Here is a 14330-nt window from a genome sequence, read left to right on the forward strand (position 1 = left end):
GATCGCTTGCAAATCCCCGTTTCGACGGTCCCACGCCGAGAAGGCCGATTCCCCGGGGCCGCTTGAATCGATGCACAAAAATCTAGTCAGCCGGACTCGAAATTGTCAACTTTTCCGACTCATTAGATAGAGTATCGACCCTGCTGAAGTGGGCGTATCGACAGCTCAGGTCACGTATTGGACGCGCTGAAGGCGTTGACAGATGACGAACAGAATTGTCCTCAGTCACCGGTCGACTGCCGATCCGCCGTATCGATCACTGCCCGGGAAGGGCCGGACGCCTGCAGGATGTATCCGTGCCCGCGCACGGTGGTGATCTGCAGGCCGAGCCCTTCGACCCGTCGACGGAGGCGCTTGATGTGCAGGTCGAGCGCATTGCGAGTCGCCGGGGCCGCGGCGACCCGGGTGATCCGCTCCTCCAGCGCCGCACGGTTGACCACGTGACCGTATCCGGCGACGAACAGCTCGAGCACGCCGCACTCGGTGGGAGAAACCGGCACCGACCGGCCGCTCATCCGGAGCAGCCCGCCGGGGGTCAGACAGGGCCGGCTCTGCGCCTGGGCCCGGATGCGCAGCGCGGTCATCCGGGCCAGCAGATCCTGACGGGACACCGGCACCCGCACCCAGTCCTCGCGTGGGTCCGCGCAGATCGGCGCGGCGGCGTCGCTGTCAACGAGCAGTATCCGCAGAACGCCCCGCGCCTCGAAGTGCTGACGCCGCCCGGTCTCCCTGGGCCAGCGCACGAACTCGACAGCTTCCTCGGTCACCGCCCGCTCCCCCAGCGTCGCGGCAGGCCGTGTCGCAGCAGATGCATCGCGACACGGCTACCTGTATGCAAATGTGGTGCGTCGCGTTCGTGCGGCGACCCTCCCGGTCAGGCCCGGGGCCGGTTGGGTCGGATCACGATGGCGACGAGGACGAGGGCCAGCACCACGCTGACCGTGGCGGCGATGAAGGCGTTGCCCATGGCGTGCGCGATCAGCGACGGGGTCTGCGCGCCACCCAGGCGGAGCGTCGTGCCGTAGACCGTAACCAGGATCGCCAGCCCGAGCGACCCACCGACCTGCTGCATCGTCTGCATGGTCCCGGCGGCCGCCCCCGAGTCACGGGGCGCAACGCCGCCGAGGATCAGGGCGGTGAGCGGCATCAGGAACGTGCCGATGCCGACACCGAGCATGAGCATCGGCACCAGCAGGCCGGGCGCGTAGGCGGTGTGTTCGTCGAGCTGCGACAGCCACCCCGCACCGCCGGCCACCACCGCCAACCCGATCAGGATCAGCCGCAACGCACCGACCCGGGGCAGCAGCCTGGGCGTGAAGCGGGACATGCCGAACATGCCGACCGCCATGGGCAGGAAGGCCAGGCCGGCCTGCAGCGCCGAGTATCCGAGGATGTTCTGCAGGAACTGGGAGATGAAGAACAGCACGCCGAACAGGCACGCCATGGCCAGCAGCACGGTGGCGTAGCCGGCCGCCCGGTTGCGGTCGGCGAACAGCTGCAGCGGCACCGTCGGATGCGGGACGCGCCGCTGAACCAGCAGGAACACCGCCAGCAGCACAACGGCCGCGGCGAAGGCGGTCAGTGTCAGCGCATCACCCCAGCCGACCTCGGAGGCCCGGATGAACCCGTACACCAGCGCGGCGATGGCGGCGGTGCCGGTCAACGCACCGATGATGTCGATGCGACCGCGGTGGCGTTCCGGGTCGGCGATGTAGATCGGCGTCAGGACAGCGACGACGGCACCGAACGGCACGTTGATGAACAGCACCCAGCGCCACGACGTCCACTCCGTCAGCAGGCCGCCGAGGATCATGCCGATCGCCATGCCGAGGCCCGCGAGCGTGGAGTACACCGCCAGCGCCCGATTGCGGGCGGGACCCTCCTTGAAGTTGGTCATCAGCAACGCCATCGCGCCCGGGGACGCCAGCGCGGCACCGAGGCCCTGCACGGCGCGAGCGGCCAGGAGCCACCACGCCGTGGTCGCCAGACCGCCCAGCAGCGAGCTGACCGTGAACAGGACCACCCCGGTCACGAAGACGCGGCGCCGGCCGAACACGTCACCGGCCCGGCCACCGAGCAGCAGCAGACCGCCGAAGGTCAGCGTGTAGGAGCTGAGCACCCAGGACAGGCCGGTCGCGGACATGTGCAGGCTGGACTGGATCTGCGGCAGCGCGATGGTCACCACGTTGTTGTCGACGATGATCATCAGATAACAGGTCACGAGGAGGGCGAGGATGACTCCCGGATGATTGCCGAGCCGTCCGGCATCACGTCCCGACGCAGCCGTGGTGGGCGTGGTGGTGGAAGCAGGCATGAAGATCCTCACATGCGGATGTGCCGCGGGCCGACGGCGACGCGGAGGGCGGAGATCAGCTCCGACGCTAACGGGGAGAGTCCCCGTTTATGTGATGTACGATAGGGGGATGTTCCCCGTTTTGCAAGCAGGACGGCGCTAATGGCCGCACGTCGCGGCCCGGCGGCCCGCACTGCCCCCGCCGCGGTCACCGCCACCCCGTCGGCGCAGGCACCGGCGCCCGCGGGCACGACCACGGCACGACGGGGCGCCCGCGCCGACGCGCGCCGCAACTACGAACGGCTGGTCGCCGCGGCCACCGAGGCATTCCGCGAACACGGCACCGAGGCCTCGCTCGACGGCATCGCGCAGCGCGCCAACGTGGGCAACGCGACCCTCTACCGACACTTCCCGACCCGGGAAGCGCTGATCGAGGCGGTCGTTCGTGAACGCTTCGAGCAGCTGGCCGCGAACGAGCCGGACCCGGCCAGCACCGACCCGGCCGAGGCCCTGGGCATCTGGCTGCGCGAGTTCGTCGCCTACACCCAGTCGTTCCAGGTCCTGCCCGGCTCGGTGCTGGCCTCGCTGCGCGAACCGACCGGTCCCCTGCAGAACTCGTGCAGCATCATCCAGGCCGCGGCCACCCGGCTGCTCACCGAGGCCCAGCGCACCGGCGCGGTGCGCTCCGACGTCAACGCCATCGACCTGCTCATCCAGGCCACCGGCATCGCCTGGGCCACCGACCGCGGCCCGGCCGACCCCAACCGGGTCGAACGCCTGCTCACCCTGCTGATGGACGGTCTACGCCAGCGGTGACGGCAGCAGGCTCGGTGCCCTCTACCTGAGTCCCGCACACAGCCCGGGGCCGCCGGCGAAGCCCGCGCTTTCGCCGGCGGCCGCCGAACGTCCGGTCACCTGGGGCATGAACTCGGTGCGACGATGGCACCGGTGGTGAAACCACGGGAGAGCCCACCAACCGCCCGAAGGCGCGGCGTTCCCACTCGCGGGGTCAGGGAATCAGCGGACGTCGAGGGTGACGTCGCCGAGATCGGTGAAGCTCGCGGCGACCCGGTCGCCCCGGGTGACCGGCAGGGAGGCGTGCAGGGAGCCGGTCATCACCACACTGCCTGCGGTGAGGGTCTGTCCGAAGCCGGCCAGCCGTCGGGCCAGCCAGGCGGCCGCGTCAGCCGGGTGGCCCAGCGCGGCCGCACCCAGACCACGGTCGACGACCTCACCGTTGACGGTCACGGTCACCTCCACCGCGGCGAGGTCGAGCCCGGTCAGCGGCGAAGCCGGGCCCAGCACGTAGGCTCCGGACGACGCGTTGTCGGCCACGGTGTCCACAAGGGACAGCTTCCAGTTCGCGACCCGGCTGTCGATGATCTCGATCGACGGGAACACCTGCGCGGTCGCGGCGAGCACGTCGGCGGCGGTGGCGTCGGCCGGCAGGTCCGCGCCCAGCACCAGCGCGATCTCGGCCTCGATCCGCGGCTGCACGAACTCGTCGGCCACCATCACGCCGGGCAGCAGCATGTGGTCGAGCAGCACGCCGAAGTCCGGCTCGTCCACGCCCATCTGCTGTTGCATGGCCGCCGAGGTGAGCCCCACCTTGTAGCCGTTGATTACCCGGCCGTCGTGGCGGAGCAGGTCGATGTTGATGGCCTGGATCCGCCACGCGTCGTCGACGGTGAGGTCGGGATAGGTGACCGTGAGCGGTTCGATCGGCACCCGGGTGCGGGTCGCCTCCCGCAACCGGGCGGCCGCCTCGGCGAGGTTCACGGCGCCACCGCGCCGTTTCCGGCTCCGGCCGCCTTCTGCTCGGCAGCTATCTCGAGCGCGATGTCGAGCAGCAGGTCCTCCTGACCACCGACCAGCCGGCGTTGCCCGGCTCGCAGCAGGATCTCCGGCCCGGGCACCCCGTAGCGTTCGGCGGCCCGGTTAGCGTGGCGCAGGAAGCTCGAGTAGACCCCGGCATAGCCCATCAGCAGGCTCATCCGGTCCACCACGGGCTCGGCCTCCATCACCGGCCGCACCACTTCTTCGGCCGCGTCGACTATCTTGAACACGTCGATTCCGGTCCGGATCCCGATACGCTCGCAGACCGCGGCCAGCACCTCGGTCGGGGTGTTGCCCGCGCCGGCGCCGAAAGCCCTGGTGCAGCCGTCGATCTGCTGCGCGCCGGCCCGGATCGCCAGCAGCGAGTTGGCCACCGCCAGGGACAGGTTCTGGTGCCCGTGGAACCCGACCTGGGCGTCGTCACCCAGCGCCGCCCGCAGCGCGCTGACCCGGTCGGACACGTCCTCCATGACCAGGGCGCCGGCCGAGTCGACCACGTAGACACACTGGCAGCCGGCGTCGGCCATGATGCGGGCCTGCTCGGCCAGCTGTTCGGGCGGGATCGAGTGGGCCATCATCAGGAACCCGACCGTCTCCAGGCCGAGATCCCGGGCGATGCCGAAGTGCTGCGGCGAGATGTTCGCCTCGGTGCAATGGGTGGCGACCCGAACGATGCGCACGCCCATGTCGTGCACCGCCCGGATGTCGTCGACTGTTCCCACGCCGGGCAGGATAAGGCAGGCGATCTTGCTGAAGCTCACGTTGTCGACCGCGATCCGGATCAGCTTCTTCTCGTCCACCTTGGAGAACCCGTAGTTGAACGAGGAGCCGCCCAGGCCGTCACCGTGGGCGACCTCAAGCACCGGAACCCGTGCCTCGTCGAGCGCCACCACCATGTCGCGTACCGACTTCTCGTCGAACTGGTGCGCGATGGCGTGTGAACCGTCACGCATGCAGCTGTCCGTGACGCGGATGTCGAGCTCTGCGGAATAGGCCACGTCCGTTGTCCCTTTCTGGCGGTCGCTCAGGCGCGGGCGGCGAGCATCGAGCGGGCGATCTCCTCGCCTACCTTGGTCGCTGCCGCGGTCATGATGTCGAGGTTGCCCGCGTAGGGCGGGAAATAGTCGCCGGCGCCCTCAACCTCGAGGAAGATGGCGACCCGGCCGTCGAAGAACTGGGGCTCGGCGGTCAGCCGGTAGCCGGGCACATAGGACTGCACCGCGGCCTCCATGTCACGCACCGAGCGGGCGATCGCGTCGGTGTCGGCATCGTCCGGAATGGACACGAAGACCGTGTCGCGCATGATGACCGACGGCTCGGCCGGGTTCAGCACGATGATCGCCTTGCCGTTCGCGGCCCCGCCGAGCCGGGCCACCGCACTGGCGGTGGTGCGGGTGAACTCGTCGATGTTGGCCCGGGTGCCCGGCCCCGCGGCGAGCGAGGCCACCGAGGCGACGATCTCGGCGTACCGCACCGGCACGACCCGGGAGACCGCGGCCACCATCGGGATGGTCGCCTGGCCGCCGCAGGTCACCATGTTCACGTTGTCGAGTCCGATGTGCTCGGTCAGGTTGACGGTGGGCACAACGTAGGGACCGATCGCGGCCGGGGTGAGATCGATGGCCCGGATCCCGGCGGCCCGGTAGCGCGGCGCGTTCTCCTTATGGGCGTAGGCCGAGGTGGCCTCGAACACCAGGTCCGGCTTCTCCTCCAGACCGAGCAGCCAGTCAACGCCGCCGGCGGAGGTGGCCAGACCGTGGTCGGCCGCCCGGCGCAACCCATCGCTGCTCGGGTCGACACCCACCATCCACCGGGGCGCGATGACCTCCGAACGCAATAGTTTGAACATCAGGTCGGTCGCGATATTGCCCGATCCCACGATCGCGGCAGTCAGCGCTTGCACTCGCCCTCCTGCGTGTCTGGTGCCCACGGTGGCGCCGTAGGGCTTCGATTCACGGGAAAATTCTGTCGACATTTCCGTCCGGATCGGGCCGGGTGTGCCAGCCAGCGGGATGCTTTCTCTAGGCCGAAGGTACGAGGAGCCGGGCACCTGAACATCCGCGACGAGTAGGAGAAACGGCTCGGCGCATTGGAGAGGCGAACGAAGTACCTTCGGGCTAGCCAACGATCGGCTGGTACAGGTGGCAGGCCACGCTGCGTCCGCTGCCGTCGTCGGTCAGTACCGGCGCTTTGGTCCGGCACACCGGCAGCACCTGCGGGCAGCGACTCTGGAAGACGCATCCGGTCGGGCGGTTGGCCGGGTTCGCCGGATCACCGCTGAGTACCACGCGCTCCCGCATGCGCTGCACCTCCGGGTCCGGATAGGGGACCGCGGCGACCAGGGCCTGGGTGTAGGGGTGCTTCGGCAGCCCGGTCACGTTTCGGGCCGGCCCGCGCTCGACGATCGTGCCGCAGTACATCACCGCCACCTCGTCGGCCAACTGCTGCACCGCGGCCAGGTTGTGGCTGATCAGCACGAACGAGATGCCGTGGGTCCCGCGCAGGTCGGCCAGCATCTGCAGGATCCGGTTCTGCGTCGACACGTCCAGCGCGCTGACCGGCTCATCACACAGCACCAGGTCGGGGTGCAGGCAGATCGCCCGGGCGATCGCGACCCGCTGGCGCTGGCCGCCGGAAAGCTGCGACGGCATCAGGTCGGCCATCGACACCGGCAGCCCGACCTGCTCGAGCAGGTCGAGCACGGCGTCCCGGCGCTTCGCGCGGGCCCCGATCCGGTGCACCTCCAACGGCTCGGCGATGCACTCGGCCACCGTCATGGTCGGGTCGAGGGAGGAGTAGGGATCCTGGAACACCATCTGCACCCGGCGCCGCGCCTGCTTGAGCTCCTCCCCGCGCAGGCTCAACAGGTCCACGCCGTTGAGCTTCACCGAACCCGAGCGCGCCGGCGCCAGCCGTACGATCGCCTTCGCGGTGGTGGACTTTCCCGATCCTGACTCGCCGACCAGGCCGAGCGTCCGACCTCTGTGGACGGTGAGGTCGATGGAGTCGACCACGTACGAGATCTGCCGTCGGGATGGAATCAGACTCCTGCGGACGAAGCTGACCGAGAGGTCGCGGACCTCCAGCACCGGCTGTTGCGTGCTCACGCGCGGCTCCTAGTCTCGGCCAGGTCGAGCTCGTCGGTCCGGACGCACCGGGCCAGGTTGCCTTCGGGCAGGGTGCGCAGCGGCACCTCGGCCGCGTCGCAGCGCTCCTCGTGGAACGCGCAGCGCGGCCCGAACCGACAGCCGGTGGCATAGGTGCCCGGCCGGGGCATCGACCCAGGGATGTAGGCGAACCCGGGCAGGTCGGTCTCGTCGGGCTGCATCATCCGGGGTGTCGCGGCCAACAGCCGTTCGGTATAGGGATGCCGGGGCCGGTGGAAGATCGGGATGATGTCGGCGGACTCGACGATCTGGCCCGCGTACATCACCACCACCCGGTCGCAGACCTCGGCGACCACGCCCATGTCGTGGGTCACCAGCAGCACGGCGGCGTTGTGCTGGGCCGCCTTCTCCCGGATCAGACGCAGGATCTGCGCCTGCACCGTGACATCGAGGGCGGTGGTCGGCTCGTCCGCGATGATGATCTCGGGGTTGCAGGCCAGCGCCATCGCGATGAGCACCCGCTGGCACATGCCGCCGGAGAAGTGGTGCGGGTAGTCGTCGAGCCGGCTCGCCGCGGCCGGGATGCCGACCTCGTCGAGCAGGCCAGCCGCCCGCCGGCGCGCCTCGGCCCGGCCGAGCTTCTCGTGTCGGCGCAGGATCTCGGTCATCTGGTCGCCGACGGTGAAGGCCGGGTTGAGACTCGCCGACGGCTCCTGCGGGATCATCGCGATGCTGCGGCCCCGCGTGTCCTCAAGGTCGCGCCGGCTGATCGCGGTCAGGTCCCGGTCGTGGAACCAGATCGCACCCGTTCGGACCCGCACGTCGGTGCGGGGCAACAACCCGAGCACCGACAGGCAGGTCACCGTCTTGCCCGATCCCGACTCGCCGACCAGGCCCATAATCTCACCGGCGCGCACCGCGAACGACACGTCGGTGACCACCGGCAGCCACTTCTGGCCGACCCGGGCGTCGACGTGCAACCGGTCGACCCGGAGCACCTCAGTCATGCCAGTCCGTCCTTCCACTGTGGTCATGCCCGCATCGCATCCCGCATCGCCTCGCCGATGAGGTTGAAACAGAACACACAGACGGCGATGGCCAGGCCGGGCCAGATCATCAGCAGCGGTTGGCGGTAGATCTGCTGAGATGCGTCACCCAGCATCGATCCCCAGCTCGCCGCCGGCGCCTGCACGCCCAGGCCCAGGAAGCTCAGGCTGGCCTCGGCCAGCATCGCGAACCCGGCCGCCAGCGCCGCCTGCACGATGATCGGGGCGGCGATGTTGGGCAGCACGTGCCTGCGGATGATCCAGGGCGTCGACGCCCCGATGACGTGTGCGGCGTCGATGTAGACCTCGCCGCGCCGGGCCACCACCGCTCCCCGGGCCACCCGGATGAACCGGGGCACGAAGATGAACGCGATGGCGCCCACGGTGTTGACCGTGCCGCGGCCCAACGCACCCAGCACCGCGATGGCCAGCAGGATCGGCGGGAACGCGAGATAGGCGTCGGTGATGAAGGAGATGAGGCTGTCGAACTTCCCGCCGAAGTAACCGGCGAGCATGCCCAGCACGGCGCCGACCAGCAGGGCCACCAGCACGGCGCCGGCGGCCACGACGAGCGACACCCGGGTGGCGTAGATCATCCGGCTGAGCACGTCGCGGCCCAGGGTGTCGGTGCCGAGCAGGTGTTGCGCCGAGGGTCCCTCCAGGCTGCGCATCAGGTCGCCCTGCAGCGGGTCGGCCAGCGGCAGCACCGGGGCCAGGATCGCCGCCAGGGCGAGCAGGCCCAGCACGGTCAGTGATATCGCGACGGACGGTCGTCTCAGGATGGTCATCCGGGGGGATACCTCCGCGCTCTTGGGTTGAGCCAGATGTAGGAGAGGTCCACAAGCAGGTTGCAGACCACGACCACCAGCACCGCCGTCATCACGACGCCCTGGATCACAGGGATGTCGCGTTGCAACACCGCCTCGATGGCGAGCTGGCCGAGCCCCGGCAGGCCGAAGATTTGCTCGATGATGACCGCACCGCCCAGGATCGAGGCGATCTGCAGGCCGAGGATGGTCAGCGGCGTGATGGCGGCGTTCTTCATCGCGTGCTTGCCGATGACCACCCACGCCCGTAGGCCCTTGGCCCGGGCGGTGCGGACGTACTGCTGGTCGAGCACGTCGACCAGGGCGGTGCGCAGCTGCCGGGCGAGCTCGGCCGTCATGGCCAGTCCGATCGCGATCGAGGGCAGCACCAGGCCGCGGACCCAGGCGACCGGGTCTTCGGTCGGAGGGGTGTAGCCCGACGCCGGCAGCCAGCGCAGGTTCACCGCGAAGAGCAGCACCAGCAACAGGGCGATCCAGTAGCTGGGCAGCGCCACCGAGACGGAGGTGAAGGCAGTGACGATACGGTCCACAATGGACCCGCGCCGCACCGCCGCCAGGATGCCGAGTGGCACCCCGACGAGCAGTGCGACCAGCAGACCACCGATTGCCAGTGAGATGTCTACCGGCAGCTTCTGGACGATCAGGTCGGCGACGGTGTCCGCGCCGCCGTAGATGGAGTGTCCGAAGTCGCCGGTGACCACGCCCCCCACCCAGTCGAAGTACTGGACGACGACCGGTCGGTGGAGCCCCAGATCGGCCCGGATCTCGGCGATCCGTTCCGGCGTCGGAGCGTCCCCGGCGAGGGTGATCGCCGGGTCGCCCGGCACGAGGTAGGTGAGCGAGAACGTTGCCACCGAGACCAGGATGAGGGTCGGGACCAGCCGGACCAGCCGGCGCAGCAGGGTCTGCAGCATGGGCTATCTCACTGGGCCAGACCGAGGTTGATGAACCGGGTCGTGGTGTCCACGGGGAACTTCTCCAGACCCTTCACCTTCGGCTTGGCGATGTAGGAGCGTTGCGGGTAGAACAACGGGATCACGGCGGCCTCCTCCATGACGGACTTCACCATGGTGTGGATCGCGGCGTCGCGCTGGTCACCAGGACGCAGCGTCGCTTCGTACATTGTCTGGAATTCCGGCTTGAGCCATGTGTGGGAGCCGTTCAGGGATCCGTCCGGGGCGAACAGCTGCTGCAGCGCCAGGGACGGGTCCGTCACGCCGGAGTAGGCGCCGAACGTGCAGTCGGTTTTGCCCTCGATGAAGTAGTTCTGGGTGACCGCCTGGGTGGTGGCCGTGGTGTAGTTCATCTTGATGCCGACCGCGGCCAGCTGCTGCTGCACGGCGGCGGCGATGTCCGGGAAGGCGTTGGAGTTGGCCAGCTCGCAGGTGAACGAGACCTTGTCGGTCAGCCCGGCGCCCGCCAGGAGTTCCTTGGCCTTGTTCGGGTCGTATGTCCAGTACGGAGACTTGAGGTCCTTGTTGTTGGCGAAGTAGTTCGGCGGGAACGGCTGCTGGTAGTCCGAGGCGTAACCGAACGAAAGTCGGTCGATGATGGACTTACGGTCGATGGCGAGATTGATCGCTTGGCGCACCGCCGGGTTGCCGAGGTCGCCCTTGCTCCAGTTGACGAAGATGCCGTACCACGTGAACGTCGTCTGCGGGTCCACGGCCACGCCGGCCCGCTTCGCGCTGTCGATGGTGGCCGCGTTCATGTAGGTCGCGTCGAGCTGGCCGGACTGGAACGACGAGAGCCGGGTCGCCTCGGCCGGCTGGATCGTCATCTCCAGCGTCTTGATCTGGACGTCCTTGACGTTCCAGTAATCCTCGAAGCGTTCGTAGACAATGCGGTCGTTCTGCCGGGAAAGGGTCACCTTGAACGGGCCGGCGCCGCACGGCTGAGTCTCGAGTGAGGCGGCGGTCAGCATGCTCGGGCACACCAGGGCGCCCGCGCGGTTGGCGAGCACCGACGGCAGGTAGGCCGCCTGGCTCTTGAGGGTCAGCTTGACCGTCTTCGGGTCGCTCACCGTGACGTCGCTGATGACCTTCAGCAGCGGGGCGGCGAGCATGCCCTGACCGGAGATCTCGGCGTCGAGGTTGGCCTTGACGGAGGCGGCGTCCACCGCGCTGCCGTCGTGGAACTTGGCTCCGTCACGCATCGTCAGGGTCAGGGTCAGACCGTCGGAGCTGAACTCCCACTTCTCCGCCAGGCCTGCGATCACCTTGCCATCGGGGTCTGTGTCGAGGATTCGGTCATAGACGGGAAAGATCGCTAAGTTGTTGTAATCCTGGGCAAGCTTGTGCGGATCCCACGTTGTCGGCGAAACGGAGAAGCCAAAGCGCAACGTCGCGTTGCGGTCAAAGGGTGTCGTGGTTGTGTCACCGGTTGTCGAGCCTCCGCCCGAGCTGCACGCCGCGACGAACGCCACGGCCAGTCCGACCACCAGGAGTGATCGAATCCGAGTTCGCATTGCAACCTCCGCGCGACAGGGCTTCCAAGGCCGGCTACAGAAGCGTCGTCCGAAACGGGCCTCTAAGGTGCCACGAGTTTCCACGAGCCCAGCCATGGTGCCCATAACGGATTCCGGCCAGTGGCACGGGTTCTGAGCCATCCGTCATCTTCGTGTTACGACAGCGTAACGACCCCGCAACACGAACCGAGATGTGGTTTACGCTCGCGAAGATGCGGAGCCAACCGGATCAGAGCAACGAGTCCGTGCTGCAGCGCGCCAACGCGCTCCTGGGTGCGTTCGGCCCCCGGCACCGGCATCTCACTCTGTCCGCCATCGTGATGCGCACCGGTCTGCCCAAGTCCACCGTGCACCGCACCGCCAAGCAGATGATGGAACTTGGCTGGCTCACCTACGAGCACGGCCGCTACGCGCTGGGCACCCGCATCTTCGAGCTCGCCGGGCACAGCTCCATGCGCTACGAGCTCCGTGAGACCGCCCTGCCATACATGGAGGACCTCTACGAGAGTACCCACGTGAGCGTGCACCTGGCCGTGCACAAGGACCTCGACGTGCTCTACGTGGAGAAGATCCGGGGCCACGACCGCATCACGGACCTGTCCCAGGTGGGCGGACGGATGCCGCTCTACTGCACCGGCCTCGGCAAGGTGCTGCTCGCTTTCTCCCCGGTGGACCTGTTCGACCGAGTGATCAGTCATGGTCTCGTCAGCCGCACCCAGGCCACCATCACCTCGCCGATCCGGCTCCGCCGCGAACTGCAGACCATCGCCGCCAACGGCTTCGCCTTCGACCGCGAGGAGGCCAGCGTCGGCATCAACTGCGTCGCGGCCCCCATCTTCGGCCACGACCGCAAGGTGGTCGCTGCCATCTCGGTCACTGGTCGGGCCACCCGCACCCGCATGGACGCCCTCGCCCCCGCCGTGACCACCGCCGCCCACGGCATCTCCCGCACTCTCGGCGCCGGCCGGATGTCTCTTGGCCTCGCTACCTGAGCGTCGGCCCAGATCCCGTGCAACCCTGTCTGGCGCAGGCGACGGCCGGGCGCTGCTGGGCGGCGGACGCTGCGGCGCCCTGAGCGGTCTGGCCGCTGGGCGAAGTGTGCCGGTGGCTGGAACGGGGCCGGGCCGAGCGGCGCTCGGTTCGGCACGCTGACTCCATGACCAACGCCACTCCCCTGTCGCACCGCCAGATCATGGTGGTGCTGCTCGGGTTGATGTCAGGCATGTTCGTCGCCGCACTGGACCAGAACATCGTGACCACTGCGCTGCCGACGATTGTGTCCGACCTCGGTGGGCTGGCCCAGCTCTCATGGGTGGTCACCGCCTATCTGCTCGCGTCCACAGTCGCCACTCCGATCTACGGCAAGCTGGGTGACCTCTACGGGCGCAAGCTGTTGTTCCAGGTCGCCATCGGCATCTTCCTGGTCGGCTCGGTGCTGTCAGGGCTGGCCGGCTCGATGAGCCAGATGGTGGCGTTCCGCGCGGTGCAGGGCATCGGCTCCGGCGGCGTCATCGTCGGGGCCCAGGCCATCATCGCCGACCTGGTGGCGCCTGCGGTGCGGGGACGCTACCAGGGCTACATCGGCTCGGTCTGGGCCTTCGCCTCGGTGGTGGGGCCGTTGGTGGGTGGCATTCTCACCGAACACCTGTCCTGGCGCTGGGTGTTCTACCTCAACCTGCCCGTCAGTATCGCCGCGCTGGTGGTGTCGTCACTGGTGCTGAAACTGCCCCGGCGCCGACCGTCGGCGCGCATCGACTGGCTGGGCGCGGCCCTGCTCTCGTCGGGCGCCGGCGGCATCGTACTGCTGACCACCTGGGTCACCGGCGGCCGCTGGAACCCGGTGGGGCTGTTGGTGGCGTTGGTGGCTCTGGGTCTGGTGGTGATGTTGTTCGTGATGGTGCAACGCCGGGTGGCCGAACCGGTGCTTCCGTTGCGGCTGTTCGAGTCGTCGGTGTTCCGGCTAGCCTGCAGCACCGCGTTTCTCGTTGGCTTCGCGACACTCGGCGCGGTCACGTTCCTGCCCTTGTTCCTCCAGGTCGTCGACGGCGAGACGCCGACGGTCTCAGGGCTGAAGATGGTCCCGGTGATGACCTCCCTGGTGCTCGCCTCGTTCCTCACCGGCCGGCTGTTGGTGCGGCGGGGACGGTACAAGGTGTTCCCGGTGGTGGGCACGGCGCTGATGACATGCGGCCTGCTCCTGCTGTCCACAATGGAGCCTGACACGCCCTATCCGGTGCAGGCGCTGGGCATGGCGGCGCTGGGCATGGGGCTCGGCACGGTGAACCAGATCCTCATGCTGGCCGGACAGAACTCTGTCGGCGAGGCCGATCTGGGCGTCGCCACCTCCACCATCACGTTCGTCCGCCAGATCGGGGCCTCGGTCGGGGTGGCGTTCTTCGGCGCCATGTTCGCGGCCAGGCTGGAAAGCACGTTGCCCGAGCCGTTCGGCGGCGACGCGGCCGACCTGACCCGCGACCAGATCGCGGCACTGCCGGCGGAGCTGCGTACCGACCTGGTGACGGGTTTCGCGATGGCATTGCAGGACGTCTACCTGTGGGCGACCGCAGTGATGGCGGTGGGGTTCGTGGCCACATTCTTCATCCGGGAGATTCCATTGCGCACCAAGGCAAGCGCGCAGACAGCTCGCACCGCCGCGTCCGACTGACCGATCAGTCAACCCACAATAGGCGGCCTCGCGCGCCAGGTCCAGGTGTGGCGAGGGCGGAGAGAACGGGAATGTGCCGCTGATCGGGA

Annotated in this window: 13 protein-coding genes; 3 read left to right on the forward strand and 10 right to left on the reverse strand. The window is 68.5% G+C overall.

Translation table 11 applies throughout. The annotated features are described in order from the left end of the window. Positions 1-221: 221 nt before the first annotated feature. On the reverse strand, positions 222-767 hold the full coding sequence (locus tag Dfulv_RS33565) for a winged helix-turn-helix domain-containing protein (protein WP_259857827.1): 546 nt from the start codon (positions 765-767) through the stop codon (positions 222-224). Between the two features lie 107 nt (positions 768-874). Next, positions 875-2221 carry an MFS transporter gene (locus Dfulv_RS33570; protein WP_259857828.1) on the reverse strand — a complete coding sequence of 449 codons (1347 nt, stop codon included), beginning with the start codon at positions 2219-2221 and terminating at the stop codon, positions 875-877. Positions 2222-2455: 234 nt separating this feature from the next. On the opposite strand from Dfulv_RS33570, the gene Dfulv_RS33575 reads away from it, so the two are divergent. Continuing rightward, positions 2456-3109 (forward strand): TetR/AcrR family transcriptional regulator, encoded by a 654-nt coding sequence (locus Dfulv_RS33575; RefSeq protein WP_259857829.1) that lies wholly within the window; start codon positions 2456-2458, stop codon positions 3107-3109. A gap of 201 nt (positions 3110-3310) precedes the next feature. Here Dfulv_RS33575 and Dfulv_RS33580 read toward each other — a convergent pair whose 3' ends face one another. The 8 genes from Dfulv_RS33580 to Dfulv_RS33615 all read right to left on the reverse strand — a co-directional run bounded on the left by Dfulv_RS33580 (position 3311) and on the right by Dfulv_RS33615 (position 11672). Further along, positions 3311-4072, reverse strand: coding sequence for a 2-keto-4-pentenoate hydratase (locus Dfulv_RS33580; protein ID WP_259857830.1), 762 nt, complete (start codon positions 4070-4072; stop codon positions 3311-3313). Continuing rightward, complete coding sequence (gene dmpG, locus Dfulv_RS33585) at positions 4069-5082, reverse strand: 4-hydroxy-2-oxovalerate aldolase (protein ID WP_259868561.1); 1014 nt, start codon at positions 5080-5082, stop codon at positions 4069-4071. The genes Dfulv_RS33580 and dmpG overlap by 4 nt, the downstream gene beginning before the upstream one ends. A 71-nt stretch (positions 5083-5153) precedes the next feature. After that, positions 5154-5978, reverse strand: a complete 825-nt coding sequence (locus tag Dfulv_RS33590; protein WP_259868564.1) for an acetaldehyde dehydrogenase (acetylating) — start codon at positions 5976-5978, stop codon at positions 5154-5156. A gap of 268 nt (positions 5979-6246) precedes the next feature. Continuing rightward, the gene (locus tag Dfulv_RS33595; RefSeq protein ID WP_259857831.1) at positions 6247-7236 is read right to left on the reverse strand and encodes an ABC transporter ATP-binding protein; all 990 of its coding nucleotides are present in this window, start codon (positions 7234-7236) and stop codon (positions 6247-6249) included. Then, entirely contained in the window at positions 7233-8243 is a 1011-nt protein-coding gene (locus Dfulv_RS33600) for an ABC transporter ATP-binding protein (protein ID WP_259857832.1), read from the reverse strand. Before Dfulv_RS33600 ends, Dfulv_RS33595 begins: the two co-directional genes overlap by 4 nt. A gap of 23 nt (positions 8244-8266) precedes the next feature. After that, positions 8267-9070, reverse strand: a complete 804-nt coding sequence (locus Dfulv_RS33605) for an ABC transporter permease (protein WP_259857833.1) — start codon at positions 9068-9070, stop codon at positions 8267-8269. After that, complete coding sequence (locus Dfulv_RS33610; protein ID WP_259857834.1) at positions 9067-10023, reverse strand: ABC transporter permease; 957 nt, start codon at positions 10021-10023, stop codon at positions 9067-9069. Before Dfulv_RS33610 ends, Dfulv_RS33605 begins: the two co-directional genes overlap by 4 nt. Positions 10024-10031: 8 nt before the next feature. After that, complete coding sequence (locus Dfulv_RS33615) at positions 10032-11672, reverse strand: ABC transporter substrate-binding protein (RefSeq protein ID WP_259857835.1); 1641 nt, start codon at positions 11670-11672, stop codon at positions 10032-10034. Positions 11673-11788: 116 nt separating this feature from the next. Between Dfulv_RS33615 and Dfulv_RS33620 the strand changes: the two genes are divergently transcribed. Together Dfulv_RS33620 and Dfulv_RS33625 are read left to right on the forward strand one after the other, a co-directional pair. Then, the gene (locus tag Dfulv_RS33620) at positions 11789-12568 is read left to right on the forward strand and encodes an IclR family transcriptional regulator (RefSeq protein WP_259857836.1); all 780 of its coding nucleotides are present in this window, start codon (positions 11789-11791) and stop codon (positions 12566-12568) included. A 164-nt stretch (positions 12569-12732) separates the two neighbouring features. Beyond that, positions 12733-14241 (forward strand): MDR family MFS transporter, encoded by a 1509-nt coding sequence (locus tag Dfulv_RS33625; protein ID WP_259857837.1) that lies wholly within the window; start codon positions 12733-12735, stop codon positions 14239-14241. Positions 14242-14330 lie beyond the last annotated feature (89 nt).

It is taken from the genome of Dactylosporangium fulvum (assembly GCF_025137375.1).
GTDB lineage: Bacteria > Actinomycetota > Actinomycetes > Mycobacteriales > Micromonosporaceae > Dactylosporangium > Dactylosporangium fulvum.

Bases quoted from the DNA above. Each gene is read 5' to 3' on its own strand.
- Dfulv_RS33575 (WP_259857829.1), top strand. From the start codon at position 2,456: ATGGCCGCACGTCGCGGCCCGGCGGCCCGCACTGCCCCCGCCGCGGTC.
- Dfulv_RS33600 (WP_259857832.1), bottom strand. From the start codon at position 8,243: ATGACTGAGGTGCTCCGGGTCGACCGGTTGCACGTCGACGCCCGGGTC.
- dmpG (WP_259868561.1), bottom strand. From the start codon at position 5,082: ATGCGTGACGGTTCACACGCCATCGCGCACCAGTTCGACGAGAAGTCG.
- Dfulv_RS33625 (WP_259857837.1), top strand. From the start codon at position 12,733: ATGACCAACGCCACTCCCCTGTCGCACCGCCAGATCATGGTGGTGCTG.
- Dfulv_RS33610 (WP_259857834.1), bottom strand. From the start codon at position 10,023: ATGCTGCAGACCCTGCTGCGCCGGCTGGTCCGGCTGGTCCCGACCCTC.
- Dfulv_RS33620 (WP_259857836.1), top strand. From the start codon at position 11,789: ATGCGGAGCCAACCGGATCAGAGCAACGAGTCCGTGCTGCAGCGCGCC.
- Dfulv_RS33605 (WP_259857833.1), bottom strand. From the start codon at position 9,070: ATGACCATCCTGAGACGACCGTCCGTCGCGATATCACTGACCGTGCTG.
- Dfulv_RS33590 (WP_259868564.1), bottom strand. From the start codon at position 5,978: ATGTTCAAACTATTGCGTTCGGAGGTCATCGCGCCCCGGTGGATGGTG.
- Dfulv_RS33615 (WP_259857835.1), bottom strand. From the start codon at position 11,672: ATGGCTGGGCTCGTGGAAACTCGTGGCACCTTAGAGGCCCGTTTCGGA.